16 protein-coding genes are annotated in these 17,221 nt (G+C 58.2%); 8 read left to right on the plus strand and 8 right to left on the minus strand.

What is annotated here, in order from left to right; translation table 11 throughout:
- Positions 1–5: 5 nt before the first annotated feature.
- Genes ABWH92_RS18320 through iolD form a run of 4 tightly spaced genes read right to left on the minus strand, consistent with a single transcriptional unit; the run spans position 6 to position 4,630 of the window.
- Positions 6–848 (minus strand): 5-deoxy-glucuronate isomerase, encoded by an 843-nt coding sequence (locus ABWH92_RS18320; protein ID WP_375570877.1) that lies wholly within the window; start codon positions 846–848, stop codon positions 6–8.
- Positions 849–882: 34 nt separating this feature from the next.
- Positions 883–1,896, minus strand: a complete 1,014-nt coding sequence (locus ABWH92_RS18325) for a PfkB family carbohydrate kinase (RefSeq protein ID WP_375570879.1) — start codon at positions 1,894–1,896, stop codon at positions 883–885.
- The gene (locus ABWH92_RS18330) at positions 1,896–2,735 is read right to left on the minus strand and encodes a phytanoyl-CoA dioxygenase family protein (RefSeq protein ID WP_375570881.1); all 840 of its coding nucleotides are present in this window, start codon (positions 2,733–2,735) and stop codon (positions 1,896–1,898) included. The genes ABWH92_RS18325 and ABWH92_RS18330 overlap by 1 nt, the downstream gene beginning before the upstream one ends.
- Positions 2,735–4,630, minus strand: coding sequence for a 3D-(3,5/4)-trihydroxycyclohexane-1,2-dione acylhydrolase (decyclizing) (iolD, locus tag ABWH92_RS18335; RefSeq protein WP_375570883.1), 1,896 nt, complete (start codon positions 4,628–4,630; stop codon positions 2,735–2,737). The genes ABWH92_RS18330 and iolD overlap by 1 nt, the downstream gene beginning before the upstream one ends.
- 190 nt (positions 4,631–4,820) lie before the next feature.
- On the opposite strand from iolD, the gene ABWH92_RS18340 reads away from it, so the two are divergent.
- The 4 genes from ABWH92_RS18340 to ABWH92_RS18355 all read left to right on the plus strand — a co-directional run bounded on the left by ABWH92_RS18340 (position 4,821) and on the right by ABWH92_RS18355 (position 9,007).
- Positions 4,821–5,945: a Gfo/Idh/MocA family protein gene (locus ABWH92_RS18340; RefSeq protein ID WP_375570885.1), complete on the plus strand. Its 1,125-nt coding sequence runs from the start codon at positions 4,821–4,823 to the stop codon at positions 5,943–5,945.
- 11 nt (positions 5,946–5,956) lie between these two features.
- Positions 5,957–6,862 carry a TIM barrel protein gene (locus tag ABWH92_RS18345; RefSeq protein ID WP_375570887.1) on the plus strand — a complete coding sequence of 302 codons (906 nt, stop codon included), beginning with the start codon at positions 5,957–5,959 and terminating at the stop codon, positions 6,860–6,862.
- Between the two features lie 12 nt (positions 6,863–6,874).
- Positions 6,875–8,032, plus strand: coding sequence for a Gfo/Idh/MocA family protein (locus tag ABWH92_RS18350; RefSeq protein WP_375570889.1), 1,158 nt, complete (start codon positions 6,875–6,877; stop codon positions 8,030–8,032).
- A 261-nt stretch (positions 8,033–8,293) separates the two neighbouring features.
- Complete coding sequence (locus ABWH92_RS18355) at positions 8,294–9,007, plus strand: DNA helicase (protein ID WP_375570891.1); 714 nt, start codon at positions 8,294–8,296, stop codon at positions 9,005–9,007.
- Between the two features lie 149 nt (positions 9,008–9,156).
- Here the strand turns inward: ABWH92_RS18355 and ABWH92_RS18360 are convergent, their stop codons facing one another.
- A complete protein-coding gene (locus ABWH92_RS18360) occupies positions 9,157–10,158 on the minus strand; it encodes a LacI family DNA-binding transcriptional regulator (RefSeq protein WP_375570893.1) in 1,002 nt (333 codons plus the stop codon).
- A gap of 209 nt (positions 10,159–10,367) precedes the next feature.
- Between ABWH92_RS18360 and ABWH92_RS18365 the strand changes: the two genes are divergently transcribed.
- The 4 genes from ABWH92_RS18365 (at position 10,368) to ABWH92_RS18380 (ending at position 14,017) form a co-directional block, all read left to right on the plus strand.
- A complete protein-coding gene (locus ABWH92_RS18365; RefSeq protein WP_375570895.1) occupies positions 10,368–11,318 on the plus strand; it encodes a sugar ABC transporter substrate-binding protein in 951 nt (316 codons plus the stop codon).
- Positions 11,319–11,440: 122 nt separating this feature from the next.
- Positions 11,441–12,565 (plus strand): ABC transporter permease, encoded by a 1,125-nt coding sequence (locus ABWH92_RS18370; RefSeq protein WP_375570897.1) that lies wholly within the window; start codon positions 11,441–11,443, stop codon positions 12,563–12,565.
- 1 nt (position 12,566) lies between these two features.
- The gene (locus tag ABWH92_RS18375; RefSeq protein WP_375570899.1) at positions 12,567–13,361 is read left to right on the plus strand and encodes an ATP-binding cassette domain-containing protein; all 795 of its coding nucleotides are present in this window, start codon (positions 12,567–12,569) and stop codon (positions 13,359–13,361) included.
- 92 nt (positions 13,362–13,453) lie between these two features.
- A complete protein-coding gene (locus tag ABWH92_RS18380; protein ID WP_375570901.1) occupies positions 13,454–14,017 on the plus strand; it encodes a molybdenum cofactor guanylyltransferase in 564 nt (187 codons plus the stop codon).
- Here ABWH92_RS18380 and ABWH92_RS18385 read toward each other — a convergent pair.
- Genes ABWH92_RS18385 through ABWH92_RS18395 form a run of 3 tightly spaced genes read right to left on the minus strand, consistent with a single transcriptional unit; the run spans position 14,014 to position 17,088 of the window.
- Complete coding sequence (locus tag ABWH92_RS18385; RefSeq protein WP_375570903.1) at positions 14,014–15,144, minus strand: RuBisCO large subunit C-terminal-like domain-containing protein; 1,131 nt, start codon at positions 15,142–15,144, stop codon at positions 14,014–14,016. The genes ABWH92_RS18380 and ABWH92_RS18385 overlap by 4 nt on opposite strands.
- The gene (locus tag ABWH92_RS18390; RefSeq protein WP_375570905.1) at positions 15,144–16,148 is read right to left on the minus strand and encodes a transketolase family protein; all 1,005 of its coding nucleotides are present in this window, start codon (positions 16,146–16,148) and stop codon (positions 15,144–15,146) included. Before ABWH92_RS18390 ends, ABWH92_RS18385 begins: the two co-directional genes overlap by 1 nt.
- A 1-nt stretch (position 16,149) precedes the next feature.
- Complete coding sequence (locus ABWH92_RS18395; protein ID WP_375574288.1) at positions 16,150–17,088, minus strand: transketolase; 939 nt, start codon at positions 17,086–17,088, stop codon at positions 16,150–16,152.
- Positions 17,089–17,221: the final 133 nt, after the last annotated feature.

A 17,221-nucleotide genomic window follows, 5' to 3' on the forward strand; every position in this document is an offset into this window, starting at 1 on the left:
AAGGCTCATTTAAATTTCGCCACCATATCGAGAATGCCTGGAATGGTGTGCAGTTGCGCCGCGTGTGTGGGTTGGAAGTATTGGATCAGCGAGCGCTGCGAGAGGCCACCAAGAATGGTGAAATAGTACATCTCATAGCCCGGCAGCACCGCGCAGGGGTGGTAGCCCTTGTCCAGACAAATCGTGGACCCGTCAACGATGTGGTAGGCGTCGCCAGGTTCGTTATCGACACGCTGCAACATCTGAACACCTGACCCGTAGTTCGGGCGGAAACGGAAATTGTAGGTTTCATCGTGCCGGGTTTCATCCGGCAGGCGATCCGTGTCGTGCTTGTGGCTGGGGAAGCCAGACCATCCGCCCTGCCCCACCGTGTAGAGCTCACTCACCAGCAGGCGGCCCACCTGGTCTTTCTGCTTCTGACCAAGAATGTGTTTGATCTTGCGATGGGTTTTTGTGTCATCGGAGCCATACTGCACCAGGTCTAGCTCGTCCTTACGGACCGCGAACGGCTCCAAGGTCTCTTCGAACTTTGCTCCGGCGATAAACACCTCAGCCTCATCGGACAGACATGTGAAACGCGCTTGGGCAGCCGTGGGTACGTAAACCCCTTCCGGCTCTCCATCCCAAACATCAACGCCACGACCGCCAAGGTTCTTGGCGTCAAACCCACCAACCGAAACATCGATCAGCCCGGTGGCGGGTACGATGCAGGTCTCATAGCCAGGCACGGCATAGCCGAAGCTCTCACCCTTTTTCAGCTTGACGATGTTGAAATAGTTGAGCGGCACCACGCCATCTTCCACATCGACAATGGGCTCGTTCTTGTTGTCATAGGGCGGGATATGCATGGCGTGTCCTTTCGGCCATTCGGCCTTTTTCTTCTTAGGCTTGGGTCGGGCCAGGATGAGTTTGCAAAAACGCGTCCAGATCGGCGATTGTGGGCATGGCCGGGGCACAGGCTGGTTTGGAGACGGTGATTGAAGCACAGGCAGAACTGCGCAGCAGGGTTTCTTTCAATCCATGGCCAGATGCCATTGAGGCCATGAAACCCGCCATGAAGCTGTCACCAGCACCTTCTGGTTTCAGCGCATCCACCGGATAGATGCCGGTGCGCACCTCACTGATGCTGCCTTCGCCGCCAGCAAAGGTGATCGCGCCCTTCTCGCCCATTTTGTAGACGGTGATGATGGCGCTCTGTTCGGCCAGCTCGCGCGCCTTATCGAGTCCCTTGTCATAGTCGCCCGCCATAAAGCCGAACTCGACATCATTGCCGACGATCACATCCGACAAGGCACCGGCGCGCGAGAGCACGTCCGCCGCCACTTCACGCGACGGCCAGGAGTAAGGTCGGTAATCCACGTCAAAGATGATCGGCAGACCGGCCTGCTTGGCCAGTTCAAACGCGCGGAAGGTGGCAGACCTTGAAGGCTCAGCGGCGAAGACGGTGCCAGCCGTTATCAAGGCGCCATAAGCGCTGTAATCGACGGCCTCGACATCCTGTTCCGATAGGGCGAAGTCCGCGGCACCATTGCGATAGATGACCGTTTGGTGGTCTTCGATCGTGCTTTCATAGACAGCCAATGATGAGCGATGTTCGCCACCCACCGGCTGCACATACTGCGTTCCAACGCCATAGTGTTTGAGCTGATTGGTGCAGTAGCGACCGATTGAGTCATCAGAGACGCGGGTAACCAGATCAGCATGGCCACCCAGCTTGACGATGCCTGCGGCGATGTTGGCGGAGGATCCACCCATGGCAACGATGGCCGTTTGCATGTCTTCGGTGCGCGTGCCCGGCGGATCGGCAATAACATCCATGCCAACACGCCCAACAATGATGAACCGATTTTTGGCAAGACCCGCCAGAAGGGTTTCCATGGTGAGGTGAGCACTCACTAAACACGCCCTTCTGCATTGCCAGCTTGAGCCGCATCCAAGACCTCAGGATAAGGATAGTTGAAACCGAGCAGCTGACGCATATCGGCGCTGGCTTGGTCAAGAAATGCCTGAGGCAAAGCTGCGGGCATGTCTTCCAGAGGTTTGACGAACTTCGGCAGGTAATTGATCAGCACCGCATTGCGGTCGTGATTGGATCGGTTGGGCATGGCGCAGTGCCACGTGACACCATAGAAAAGCACCGTGTCGCCTGGCTCGCCGAGCATACGTTTGCAGCGCTCGAAAAACTTGTCGCTTTCTTGCGGGTAGCGCAGTTCCTTCTGGGACCCCGGCACATAGGCCGTCGCGCCGCTTTCCTCGGTAAACGGGTCCAAGATAATCGACACTTGGGCGTTCATCGGGAAAGTTCCATTGAGCCCAATCGGGTGCGTCTCGGGCGAATGGAAATCCCAATAAGGATAGTCGACATGCGGCTCTTGACCCGGCCCACCCGGCAAAAGCCGGTTGGCAGCGATGGAACCCATAATGAACTCGCTGCCAAGAAACTTGCGCAGGATCTGCATCAACACCGGATGGGCGGCCATTTCTGAGAACACTTCGCCTTTGGCCAGCAGGTTCCACACCCGTCGTTGCAGGCTGATTGTTCCTTCAGCTTCGGCAGCGCCTTGGAAATGGGTGACTTTATCGGCGGCCTGCTCAGAGTGCTCCATGATGATGGCGCGGGCGTCAGCGATCTGCTCAGGCGTGAAAAGCCCAGAGATCAGAACTGCGCCCTCACCGTTCAGCAGCTCTTGAACGATGGCGTCGACGTCAAGCGTGTCCTGTGTGAAGCGTTTCATCAGACACCCTTCCGTTGGCGGTCACGGGCGCTTTCCACCTCAGCATTGGCCACACGCACGTTGGGCTTGTTGGACACGAACGGCGTGCCGACCTCCCACCAGGTGTGGCCCTCTTTGGTCCAGCCCTCATAGGCGTCAACATTCATGACGATGACGCTGGTGGAGTTGGCAGCTTTGGCGCGCTCGAAGGCTTCGCCAAGCTCGGCGGGATTGTCCACGCGCTCGACCAGCGCGCCCATGGAGGCGGCATGAGCGGCAAAATCCACATTGAAAGGTTCAGGCACCGTTGGGCAGTCGGCAATGAGGTTGTTGAAGCTCTCTTGGCCCATATTGTTTTGCAGCTTGTTGATGACCGCAAAGCCGCCATTGTCGAGCACCAAAAGGATCAGCTTTTTGCCGGTGAGCACCGAAGAATAGATGTCGGAGTTCATTAGCAGATAAGAGCCATCGCCAACGAAGACGATGGTTTCAGCGTCCGGCTCGTTTTCGCTTTGGGCGATGCGTGCGCCCCAGCCGCCGGCGATCTCATAGCCCATGCACGAGAAGCCGAACTCTACATCCACTGTGCCGATATCAAGCGTGCGCCAGTTGGCGGCGACTTCTGCGGGCAAACCGCCGGCGGCCGTCACAACACGGTCGCGTGGGTTGCAAAGTGCGTTCACGACGCCAATCGCCTGCGCATAAGAGTTGGGTCGATTGGACCCATCGGTGGCCGTGGTGCTGACATTGTCGGCGACATAGGCGTCCCATTTGGCCCGTTCGGCTTTGGCGCTATCGGTCCACGCGGTTGGGGCGGTGTAGCCGCTGATCGCCGCACCAAGGGCTTTGAGCCCGAGTTTGGCATCGCCGACAACAGGCAGCGAGCGATGCTTGCCCGCATCATGGCGCGCGGCGTTGAGGCCGATGATCTGCGCATCCAGCGCGAAAGCCGTCCACGATCCGGTGGTGAAGTCCTGCAGGCGGCAACCGACCGAAAGGATCACGTCGGCTTGCTCGGCAATGGTGTTGGCGCTGTTGGAACCGGTCACACCGACGGGACCGATGTTAAGCGGGTGCGTGGCGACCAAGTTCGCGCGGCCTGCGATGCTTTCGATCACCGGAATGTTGTGGGCTTCAGCGAAGGCTGTGAGTTCGGCAACGGCGCGGGAGTATTGCACACCGCCACCGGCAAGAATGACCGGTCGCTGCGCGCCTTTCAGGGCAGCAGCAGCATCGGTGACTTCGGCAACATCAGGTGATTGGCGGCGAATACGGTGGGTCGTCTCTTCAAAGAAGGCGACAGGATAGTCATAGGTCCAGCCTTGCACATCCTGCGGCAGGCCGAGAAAAGCCGGGCCGCAATCGGCAGGGTCTAGCATCGTCGCGATGGCAGCTGGCAAGCTTTGGAGGATCTGCGCCGGGTGGGTGATGCGGTCCCAGTATCGGCTGACGGCCTTGAAAGCGTCATTGAGGCCAAGCGCCGGGTTGCCATAATGCTCCAACTGCTGGAGCACCGGATCGGGCAAGCGGGTCAAGAACGTGTCGCCGCAGAGCATCAGCATGGGCAGGCGGTTGGCATGGGCCAGCGCTGCAGCGGTCAAAAGGTTCGCGGTACCTGGGCCAGCTGAGGCGGTGCAGAACATGAAGCGCTGGCGCAGATGGTATTTGGCATAAGCGGCTGCAGCGAAGCCCATCGACTGCTCATTCTGCCCGCGATAGAGCGGCAAGATATCCTGCACATCGTAGAGCGCTTCACCCAGACACGGCACATTGCCGTGACCGAAGATGCCGAAGCCACCGCCGCAAAGCCGCGTTTTTTGGCCATCAATCTCGATGAACTGCGCCGTCAGATAGCGGACAATAGCCTGCGCTACTGTCAGCGTGATGGTTTCGCTTGCTTGCGAACCTTGGGACATCGTGTCCATCCCCTGTGATCAACTCATTTGTTTTTGGCGCATTGAACAGCGGATCAAACTTGCCCCAGCAAACTTGCCCATTGACCAAAACGCGATGTGAGGATACCGCTTTTGCAACCGGTTGCAATATGTTTTCACCCGCAACCGACGAAAACAGGTCCGAAACAACGGATTTCCGGGAGTGAGCCTCATGCAAAACAGCCAGGAGATTGGCCAAGACATAGGCATCGGCATTGTCGGTGGCGGCTATATGGGCAAGGCTCACGCCGCTGCGATGAGCGCTGTTGGCGCGGTTTTTGAAACCAAACTGCGCCCGCGCCTTGAGATGATCGCTGCCTCCAGTCAGGCCTCTGCGCAGCGCTATGCTGATGCGTTTGGCTTTGCGCGCGCTGCCTCTGACTGGAGCGAGTTGGTCAACGATCCTGCCGTTGAAGCGGTGGTGATTGCTTCACCGCAAGCGTTTCACCGTGAGATTGCAGAGGCCGCCTTTGCGCTCGGCAAACCTGTGTTCTGCGAGAAGCCGCTCGGCGCCTCCATAGACGACGCGCGGGCCATGGTCGCGGCAGCGGAAGCCTCTGGCCAACCCAACATGGTGGGGTTCAACTATATCCGCACGCCTGCCTCTTCTTATGCGCGCCAGCTCATCGAAGAGGGTGTGATCGGAGACGTGACCTGGTTCCGCGGCGAGCACACCGAAGACTTTTTGGCTGACCCTGGACTGCCCGCCAATTGGCGCACCGAAGATGATGCGTCCGGCACGCTGGGGGACCTGGCCCCACACATGATCAATTGTGCCTTGGCGCTGCTTGGCCCTATCGAGAGCGTGATGGGTGACTTTGAAACCGTGCACACATCGCGCGGTGGTGTGGCGGTGAAGAATGATGATCACGCTCAGATGATGTGCCGGTTCACGCGCGGCACTATGGGGCACCTTTACTTCAGCCGCATCGCCACAGGCCGGAAGATGGGCTACGCCTATGAGATCCATGGCACCAAAGGCGCAATCCGCTTCGACCAGGAAGATCAGAACGCACTCTGGCTTTACAAGGCCGAAGGGCCGGAGGCGCAGCGCGGCTTTACAAAGATTCTGACCGGCCCGGCTCACCCCAACTATCTGGCGTTCTGCCAGGGCCCAGGCCACGGCACCGGCTATCAAGACCAAATCATCATTGAAGCGCGGGACTTTTTGACCGCCATTGAAACCGGCAAAGCCGTCTGGCCCACGTTCAAGGATGGGCTGGCGGTGAGCGAAGTGATCGAGGCCATCCGCGCCTCCAAAGCCAACAAGACTTGGGCACCCGTGGCCTCTTCCTAAGGATATTCCCAATGACTACCCCCACAGCCATTAAAATCGGCAATGCACCCTGCTCCTGGGGCGTGGAGTTTGCAGGCGATCCACGCAACCCCGATTGGCGATCGGTGCTGAAAGACAATGCGGCAGCGGGCTACAAAGGCATTGAACTGGGTCCGGTCGGGTTCATGCCCGAGGATCCGCCGCAGGTGGCCGATGCCTTGGCCGAGCACGATCTGGAACTGATCGGTGGTGTGATCTTCCGCGCCTTTCACGACCCCGCCCAGTGGGACGATGTGCTCGACGGGTCGGTGCGCACCTGCAAAGCGCTCACCGCCCATGGCGCCAAGCATCTGGTGATCATCGACAGCATTTCGCCGCGCCGCGCACCGACCGCAGGCCGCGCCGATGCCGCTGAACAGATGGACCCGACCGAGTGGGCAGCTTATCGCGACCGCATCGCCCATGTGGCAAAAATGGGAGCCGAAGAGTATGGGCTGACGGTGGGCATCCACGCCCATGCGGGCGGTTTCATGGACTTTGAGCCGGAGCTGGAACGCTTACTGGATGAGGTGGACGAGAGCATCCTCAAAATCTGCTTCGACACAGGGCACCATTCCTATGCGGGCTTTGATCCGGTGGCGTTCATGAAGCGGCATATGGACCGTATCTCCTACATGCACTTCAAGGATATCGACCCGGTGGTGAAGGCCGATGTAATCGCCAAGCGCACCGGCTTTTATGACGCGTGCGGACAAGGCATTTTCTGCAAACTTGGGCTGGGTGATGTGGACTTTCCCGAAGTCCACCAGGTGTTGCTGGATGCAGGCTTTGAGGGCTGGTGCACGGTGGAACAAGACATCGATCCAACGCTCGGCAACACCGACCCGCTGGCCGACGCCAAATACAATCGCGACTATCTCGCCTCCATCGGTTTTTAGAAGGCTCAAACTATGAAACGTCTATCTTGGGGTATGGTCGGCGGTGGCGAAGGCAGTCAGATCGGTCCGGCGCATCGTATGGGAGCCATGGCCGATGGGCACTTCACGCTGGCTGCGGGCGCGCTGGACCACAATCCAGAGGCCGGGCGCGCCTATGCGCAAACGCTTGGCATCGCTGAAGACCGTGCCTATGGCGACTGGAAAGAAATGCTGAAGGGTGAGAAGGACCGCCCGGACCGCATCGATCTTGTGACCGTCGCGACACCCAACTCCACCCACTATGAGATCACCAAAGCCTTCCTGGACGCTGGGTTTCACGTGCTTTGTGAAAAGCCGATGACCATGACCGTGGAAGAGGGCGAAGACATTGTGCGCACCGTGCGTGCGTCAGGCAAAGTGTGTGCCGTCAACTACGCCTACAGCGCCTATCCGATGATCCGCCACATGCGGCACATGGTGGATGCTGGAGATCTTGGTGCCATCCGCACGGTGGTTGCCAATTTCAGCCATGGCCATCACGCAGCAGGCGATGATGCGGACAATCCGCGCGTGCGCTGGCGCTATGATCCGGCGCAGGCGGGCGTGTCCGGGCAGATGGCCGATTGCGGCATCCATGCCCTGCATCTGGCGAGCTTTATTGCAGGCGATGAGGTTGAAAAGCTGTCGGCTGATTTCGCCTCCACGGTTTCAGGCCGGGTGCTGGAAGATGATGCGATGGTGAACTTTCGCACCGCCAAAGGCACGGTCGGGCGGCTGTGGACATCCACGATTGCGCTTGGCCGTCAGCACGGCCTCGATATTCAAATTTTTGGCGAGAAAGGTGGCCTGCGCTGGGCATCTGAACAGCCAAACCAGGTCTATTGGAGCCCGCTAGGAGGCCGCACGCAGATCATCGAGAAAGGCGAAGCTGGCATCTCCGACATGGCCGCGCGCCTATCCCGTGTGCCGATTGCCCACCCAGAAGGTTTCCCGCTGGCTGTGGCCAACATCTACGTGGATTTGGCGGCAGCAATTCACGCGCAGAAGTCTGGCGAGGCGCTTGATCCAGTGGCCAACCATTTTCCCAAAGCTGAGGACGGTCTGCGCTCTATGGCAGCGGTCTATGCCAGCGTGGAATCGGCCAAACAGAAAGGCGCCTGGGTGGATGCAAGACCGCCAATGTTTCGGTAGGGGTGGTTGCCAGAAGCTAGAGTGAGGGTGTCAGCGGCGGCTTAGAGCCCAACCTGGATTTTCGTCAGCGTGCAGCGAATGACTGAAGCTCAATTGAGTGTTTCAAACGATCAGGGTAGCATGTGCATGCGGCCTTGCTCGGGCCTCCCCCCTCCACCGGGGCAGCATCTCACATGCGGAGCGATACCAATTCGAACCCAACCTGTTCGAGCCCGCGCATAAGGAGGGATTGCGGAGACCGCTCGAAAGAGGAGGTTCAAGATGAAACTGTCATCACCAATCTATAAGCTCAAGCGTCGGGCAAAGTTGCTGGCACGCGACAACAACATTCGACTACACGAGGCACTCAACCAGATTGCCACCAAAGAAGGCTTCAAGGATTGGAGCCACTTGGCCTCCAACTACTCCGAAACGACACCTGCCGAGAAGATCATTCGCCAGATGAGTTCCGGCGATATGGTGCTTATCGGTGCTCGCCCGGGACACGGCAAAACCCTTTTGGGGTTGGAACTGATTGCTTTGGCTGAAAGAATCAATCGAACGGGCTATATTTTCACGTTGCACTACAATGAAACGGATGTCTGGGATCGGTTTGAAAAGCTTGGCTTTAATCCCAGAGAATCTGATGGTCGCGTTTTCGTTGATACCTCGGACAACATCTGCGCAGCACATATTATCGAGCGCCTCAAAAAAACTCTCGATCAGGCATTGATCGTTGTCGATTACTTACAGCTATTAGATCAAAAGCGAAGCAATCCACCACTTGATGAACAAGTCCGGGCGCTAAAGACGTTTGCCACCGAACGTGGGGCGATTGTCGTCATGATCTCACAGATCGACCGGGCATTTGAGCTATCCTCAATTGGCTTGCCAGGCATTGATGACATCCGCTTGCCAAATCCCGTCGATCTGTCGCTTTTCGATAAAAAATGCTTCTTACATGACGGCAAAGTCCAGATAGAGATGGCAGCATAGACTGGTTTAACCTACTTCGCGGACGTTCGGTGAAGGTCCACCGACCTGACGACCGCGCCGAGCTGAACGAAACCTACTCCCATTTCGTCATCCCGGATGGCCTATGGCCGTCCGGGATGACGATCGAGCGAATTGGTAACACCATCGGCCTACACCTCCGGCAAGGTCCCCCTTCGTACAACCCGGCAAGGAAAGAGCCGCGCTTCGGGGTAGCGGTCAGGCTCGTCGAGCATGGACACCACAAGCTCGATGGATGAGCTTACAATCTGCGAAATCGGCTGGTGAATGGTGCTGAGATCAATGTTCTCCCAGCGGGCCATTTCCATATCGTTGAGGCCGATCAGCCCAATATCCTCGGGTACTTTCTTGCCGGCATGCTGAAGCGCCGACAGCACGCCGATGGTCAACACATCATCGCCGCAGAAATAGGCCTGCGCCATCGCGCTTTGATCTTTCAGCAACCTCGTCATCTCATCGCGACCGGCATCGAACGAATAGGCTTTGGCAAAGCTGTAGCGCAGCTTGATGCCCGAATGGCGCGCGATCTCGGTGGTGAAACCAGTGTAACGATCTTGGGTCGAGGTCGCTGATTCTGGGCCACCCAAAAAGGCAACATCGGTGTAGCCACAAGCGATCAACTCGCGCGCTGCCATCCGTCCGCATTCCACATTGTCGATGCCAACAACATGCACTTTCGGGCTGGTTGTATGCCGCCCAAAAGAATGGACCACCGGAATGCCCGCCTCTTTGAACGCTTTGGCGAAATCCGGGCTGAGGGTGGATGAGGCGACGATCACCCCGTCGACCGAGTATTGCCGCACCATGCGCACCGATTTTTCGGGATCGGTTTCATCGGTCAGATTGACCAGCAATGGTCGAAGGCCCCGGTCCTGAAGTCCGCGGGTGAAAAGATCGAAGACCTGCAAAAAGATTGGGTTGTGGAAGTTGTTTGAAATCAGTCCGATCAGCTTGGTACGACCGGTTGTCAGCGATGAGGCCAGCGCGTTTGGGTGATAGCCAAGCTCCCGTGCCGCACGCTCCACCTTCTGGCGCATCTTGGCCGATACCGACGCACCATCGGTGAACGTTCGCGAGACCGCCGAGCGGGAAACTCCAGCTCGCAGCGCCACATCCTTCAGCGTTACATTCATGCCCATTTCCATCGCGACACGGCGACTTGCCCGGCGCGTTCCCTTCCAGCTCCCGCGTTCCAAGCGCTTGAACTACCACCAGAAAGAATGGCGGTGTAGCTTCAATTTTGCAACCGGTTGCAAATACAGTCGCGCTGTGCTTTGCTCCGCGATGAAGGGGAGCAACCCCCTCGCAAGCAAGAACAACCACATTGTCTGGGAGGACAATCATGAAATCGCTTCTCGCGAAATTTGCACTTGCAACTGCCGTCATCGCTGCGCCGATGATGAGCGCAACCGTGGTCCATGCCGAAGGCGAGCGTTATGTGCTGGTCAGCCACGCACCTGACTCCGATAGCTGGTGGAACACCATCAAGAATGGCATCGCTTTGGCCGGTGAGCAGCTTGGCGTTGAAGTTGAGTATCGCAACCCGCCAACCGGTGACATTGCCGACATGGCACGCATCATCGAGCAGGCCGCTGCTTCCAGCCCGAATGGCATCATCACTACCTTGGCTGATTATGACGTGCTGCAAGGCCCAATCACCAATGCGGTCGACCAAGGCATCAACGTCATCATCATGAACACCGGTACGCCTGAGCAGGCCCGTGAAGTGGGCGCTCTGATGTATGTCGGTCAGCCCGAATATGATGCTGGTTTCGCCGCTGGACAGCGCGCAGCTGACGAAGGCGTGACGAGCTTCCTGTGTGTGAACCACGCTATTCAGCAGCCAACTGTTGGTGAGCGCTGCCGCGGCTATGCCGACGGTCTAGGTGTGGATCTCGGCGATTCGATGATGGACTCCGGCACGGACCCTGCGGAGATCAAGAACAAGGTTCTGGCCTACCTCTCAGCCAACCCTGACACCGATGGCATCCTGACCCTCGGTCCTGTCTCTGCCGATCCAACCATTGCGGCTCTGGAAGAAAACGGCATGGCCGGTGACATCCACTTCGGCACCTTCGATTTGGGCGCAGAGATTGTGGAAGCCATCAAAGATGGCACCATCAACTGGGGCATCGACCAGCAGCCATTCCTGCAGGCCTATCTGCCTGTTGTGGTTCTGGCCAACTATGATCGCTACGGCGTGCTGCCAGGCAACAACATCAACTCCGGCCCAGGTTTTGTGACCGCTGATGGCCTGGAGCTGGTTGAAGAGTTTGCTGGCGAATATCGCTAACCTCCCTGCAGCGTAGGGGGTGGGTGTTTCGGAGCACCCACCTCCCATTCGTCACCTGGCCACGCCCCTGGCGTGGCCTCTTTTGCTTAAAGCGCCGAAACACGCGCGATAGGGGGACCATCATGTCAGAGGCGGCCACAACGCCTGAAGCGAGCGATGAACGCGTCAAAGAGATGTCGGCGTTTCGCAAGGCACTCATCCGGCCCGAACTGGGCGGTATCGTCGGCACATTTGCCGTTTTCACTTTCTTCTTACTGTTTGCCTTCGACAGCGGCATGTTCGCCGCACAAGGCGTTCTCAACTGGTCGATTGTTTCGGCCCAATTCATGATCATTGCCGTCGGCGCGTGTCTGTTGATGATCGCCGGTGAGTTCGATCTTTCTGTTGGCTCCATGATCGGCTTTGCCGGCATGATGATCGCCATTATGGGCGTCACGCTGGGCTGGCCGATTTGGATTTCGATCATCTTGACCTTTGCGATCTGCTTGGCGATCGGCGCGCTCAACGGCTTCATTGTGATCCGAACGGGGTTGCCGAGCTTCATTGTGACGCTGGCTTTCCTGTTTATTCTGCGCGGTTTCACGATCTACCTGCCGCAGACGATTGAAAACAAAACCATCATTGGCGGCATCCGTGATGCGGCTGAAGGCGATTGGCTGGCCCCAGTGTTTGGCGGCAAAGTCGGTGGCGGATTCTTCCAATGGCTGGGTGACAACGATCTGATCGCAACCTTTGAGCGCGGCAACCGTGCTGGCGAGGCGGTGATCGACGGCATTCCAATGCTGATCGTCTGGGCGATTATTCTGGTTGTGTTTGGACATGTGCTGCTGACCAAAACCCGCTTCGGCAACTGGATCTATGCCGCTGGTGGCGATGCTGAATCCGCACGCAACTCCGGTGTGCCGGTGAACCGGGTGAAAATCCTGATGTTCATGTTCACCGCGTTCTGCGCGACCGTCTTTGCCACCTGCCAGGTGATGGAGTTTGGTTCGGCTGGTGCTGACCGTGGCTTGCTCAAAGAGTTCGAAGCCATCATCGCCGTGGTGATTGGTGGCGCTTTGCTAACCGGCGGCTACGGCTCTGTGATCGGCGCGGCATTGGGCGCCCTCATCTTCGGTGTTGTCCAGCAAGGCCTATTCTTCGCCGGGGTGGAGAGTTCGCTCTTCCGCGTTTTCCTGGGTGTCATTCTGCTCGGTGCGGTGATCTTGAACACCTACATCCGCCGCATGATCACGGGGGAGCGCTGATATGAACACTCGTACAACACACGCTCCCATCATCCAGATGAAAGACATTGAGAAGCATTTCGGCTCGGTGATCGCGCTGGCTGGCGTCTCGGTGGATATCTATCCAGGCGAATGCCACTGCCTGCTCGGTGACAATGGCGCCGGCAAATCTACGTTCATCAAAACCATGTCGGGCGTGCACAAGCCAACGAAGGGAGAGATTCACTTCGAAGGCAAGCCGATGAACTTTGAGAACCCGCGCGATGCCATGGATGCAGGCATTGCCACGGTGCACCAACATCTGGCGATGATCCCGCTGATGTCGGTGAGCCGCAACTTCTTTATGGGCAATGAGCCCACGAAGAAGGTGATGGGCATCTCATTCTTTGACAGCAAGCAGGCTGATCAAATCACCATGGATGAGATGCGCAAAATGGGCATCAATCTCCGTGGGCCTGATCAGGCCGTTGGAACGCTGTCCGGCGGTGAACGCCAAACGGTGGCCATTTCACGCGCGGTGCACTTTGGCGCCAAGGTTCTCATCCTTGATGAGCCAACCTCAGCCCTTGGTGTGCGACAGACCTCCAATGTGCTGGCCACCATCGACAAGGTGCGCAAGCAGGATGTCGCCGTGGTCTTCATCACCCACAATGTGCGCCATGCGATGGCGGTGGGGGATCGTTTCACCGTGCTCAATCGCGGCCAAACGCTTGGCACAGCGCAGCGCGGTCAGATCACGCCGGAAGAGCTGCAAGACTTGATGGCCGGTGGCCAAGAGCTTGCCACACTGGAAGGATCGCTTGGCGGCACCGTGTAAGCGTTCTTTCAGCACCTTAAACATCCCGCGTTGGCGAAGGCTGGCGCGGGATTTATTTTGCGCTTTGCGACCAAATCCGCCAAACAGAAAGAATGCGTATTGCAGCCATCCTGACCGGCGGGAAAAGCCGCCGCATGGGCGAAGACAAAGCTCTGCTTGATCTGGGTGGTGAGCGGTTGGTGGACCGCGTCATCGCGCGGGTTTCACCCCAGGTGGATCAGGTTTGTTTGGTCGGGCCAACCGACTACGGCACCGGCCTTACAATTATTTCTGACGATCCAGCCTTTCGAGGACCGCTTGCTGGCATCTTTGGCGCTTTGGCGTGGATGGAAGCGCATCATGCTGATGTGGAGGGCTTTCTCACCGCACCAGTGGACGCGCCAAATTGCCCTCACGATCTTTATGCAAAGCTGACTGCGATGCCCGGCAGCGCCATGGCTGCCGATGCCGAACGCATCCACCCCACTTTTGCATACTGGCAGTGCGCCGAGTTGGCCAAAACACGCGATGGCGTTGATGCATCAGGGTCGCTGCACAGCCTAGCTGAGGCGGTAGGCGCTTGGCCCGTGGCTTGGCCCACAAGCGCGCCGTTCCTGAACCTCAACACGCCGGAAGAGGCTCAGGCGTTTTTGGCGCAAGAGAAAGCGATCGGTTAGAGGCTTGCGTCGATGGCTTTGTGCAGTTCGGCCAATGCTTGGCCAATCTTATCGCCGTAGCGCAACAGGTTACCGCCAAGCAGAAACACTGCGTCCTCGCCATACATGTCGATCATGTCGGTTGCGCGTTCTACGCTCATGCCACCACCTGGAGAAGGCAAGATACCTGGACCGGGTGCGCTATCATTGCGGCAAGCATCAGCAATCGAACGGCATTCTTCAGCGGTAAAGCCAAAACGCCCACCGACATTGGGAAACACTGAAATGTCCGAGCCTGCGATGCGTTGTAACGTGCCCAACATCATCGCGTGACTAAAACCGGTGTCTTTGGAAAGGACGTAGGGGCCGAGGAAGCTTGGATGCGTCATCACCGGCATATCAAGCGTGTCGTCGCGGGCAATGCGGCGCACAAGATCGAACCCAAACAGCCCTGGCATGATGAGAAGCCCGTGCGCGCCGTTCTCTTTGGCGAAGCGAGCATTTTCCATCAAGTCTTCGCTGTGCCCGGCAAGACCGGCAAAGTAGAGCGTGGTGCGACCGGTTTCCTGGTTGGCTTTGGCTATCGCCTCACCGATGCGCTGCACACGCTCGCGGAACGGCGCACAGGGCTGGTCGGTCAGGCCATGGTCTTCTTTCACCAGATGCGCACCACCAACGGCGCACTGATAAGCAATGTCAGCCAGCCTTTGCGCGCTGGACCCTTGCGGCTTCAGTACCGGCGAAAGCAATGGCCCACGCGGTGTACCTGCAAGTTGGCGAACGCCGGCAATGCCATAACGGGCGCCAGGATGGACGTCGGCCAGCGGACCGAGATCGATACCGATGGTTTTGACGCCAGTCTGGATCGACGTGTTGCCCATGATCACGTTGAGGAGTTGGGGAAGCTCCGTGCCGGTGCTTTCTGGCGAATAGCTGATGACCGCCTCAAACATCCCATCGCCTGACGGAGTGACCGTTTCCACCCGGCCCAGAACTGTGTCTTCCACAAAACCTGACGGCACCACATCGCGCGGGATTTCCACAGTCTGCTCAAGAGCAATGCCCTCCGCGCGATCCTCTGCTTCGGCTTGAGAGGATGCAAAGACGCGGTAGCTGACAGTGAACCTATGTGCATTTTTAGCTTGCATTAGAGGCCCTCGGCTTTGACGGTGGAGTGGACAGCGTCGACGCGGGCGGTGGTCAGATCATCTTCGGTGATGCCAAGCTGGGTGCCCAGCAGATCTTCCACGCCAGCCACCAAAGCGGTGGCGTCCAGGCCGTAGTACTTCATGAGATAACCGCGCGAGCCGCCATGGGCATAGGTGTCTTTCAGGCCCAGCCGAACCAGGCGTTTGCCCACGCCATTGTCGGCCATGATCTCAGCAAGCAGAGACCCGATGCCGCCTTCGGTGACATGGTTTTCCAGTGTCACCACACCGCCTTTGACCGACTGGATGTGGTCGAGCATCGCCTTGGCGTCGAACGGCTTGATCGTGTTGAGGTGCAAATGGCGCACCGAGACGCCCTTTTCTTCCAGGGCACCGCGTGCACGCAGCGCTTCCTCGGTGCTGATGCCCGAGGTGACGATCAGAACATCCTCACCCAGCGCCAGCTCGCGCATTTTGCCGACCTCGATCGGCGTGTCGAACAGGCGCGGGACCGAGCCGCGTAGCACACGGCAATAGACCGGGCCATCGATGCTGTCGGCAGCCTCGCAGATCGATTCCACCTCGGTGGCATCGCCTGTTTCCAGGATCGTCATGTTGGGGATCGAACGCATCACCGAGATGTCTTCAATCGCCTGGTGGGTCATGCCGCCCGGTGTCGTGACGCCGGGCAAAAAGCCCATCAGGCGCACTTTCCTGCGCGGATAGGCGATGGAGGCCATCAACTGGTCATAGGGGCGGCGATAGAGGAAGACGCCGAAGGTGTGCAGGAACGGTCGGAAGCCCGCCATGCCGAGCCCACCGGCAAAGGAGAGCATGTTCTGCTCGGCCATACCCAGAGACAAGAACTTGTCGGGATGCTTGTCGCGGAACTTGTCGATCTCACAGGATGAGGTGAGATCGGCGGACAAGCACAGCACTTCGGGGTGCGCCATGGCATAGGCTTCAAAGGCCCGCTCATAGGGGCGGCTGACCATTTCCGGCATATCAGTGCGCTCCCTGGTAATTAACAGGTTCAACGCCAAGGGCGCGGGCAATGTCGTGGTTCATCTCCGCGCGTTCCTCTTCGGACTTGAAGCGCACATAGTGCAGGCGCGGGAAGCGACGTTGCAGTGTTGGCATGCCGCGGAAGGGCGAGGTGTTGGCCAGGATGATCAGCGGCTTGCCCTTATGTTTTTCCTGCACGGCGTCACGCATCTCATCGAGCTTGTGACCATCGATGGAGACAACGGCTGCGCCAAAGTTCTCCATCTTGGTTTTGATGTCGCCAACCTCCATCACAGAGTTCATGGCGCCGTCGCACTGCTGACGGTTCACATCCATGATGGCGTAGAGATTGTCGATGCCGTGATGGGCGGCGCACTGAATGGCCTCCCAGGTCTGGCCTTCCTGCACCTCACCATCGGACATGAAGACCCAGGTTTTGCCGGTCTCTTGCTTGCGCTTGCGCGCCCAAGCAAGGCCCGCTGCGGTGGAGAAGCCAATGCCCAGCGTGCCATTGTGCACTTCCATGCCAGGCGAGTGTTCGGCACCGATCATCTCGACCGAGGACCCGTCCTTGTTGAACATTTCCAGGCCTTCTGGTGCCATGCGGCCAACCTCGATCAGCGTCGCATAGGCCACCAGTGCGTAGTGGGCAGGGGCAATGAACAGCCGGTCCAGATCGCTGCGCTCAGGGCCATTGTAACCGGCACCGGTGTGATACGTGGGGTTGTCCGCCGAGGGCACACCGCCAAACGGCTTGGGGATCATCGGCAGAGTCGGCGCGCCAAGCTCCAACTGCTCATTGTAGAGCCATGACAGTTGCTCAGCGGCCGAGCACGCCTGGCTCAGATACCCGCCATTGTTGCGCATCGCATGTTCAAAAACGCGACGGCGAATGCCAAGCGCTATCTCTTCAGTGGTTTTTGCGTTCCGACGGATCATGGCCATCGTCACCTCTTCCTAAGGAAAGTCACATACTACTTTGCATAAGTCAGTTGGCCTGACAATTGTCAAAAAGCTTCTCATGGTATGGTTTCCACGTCCTTCGCCCGACACCGCACACAAGAAGGGGGCC

The organism is Ahrensia marina (assembly GCF_042140245.1).
GTDB lineage: Bacteria > Pseudomonadota > Alphaproteobacteria > Rhizobiales > MH13 > MH13.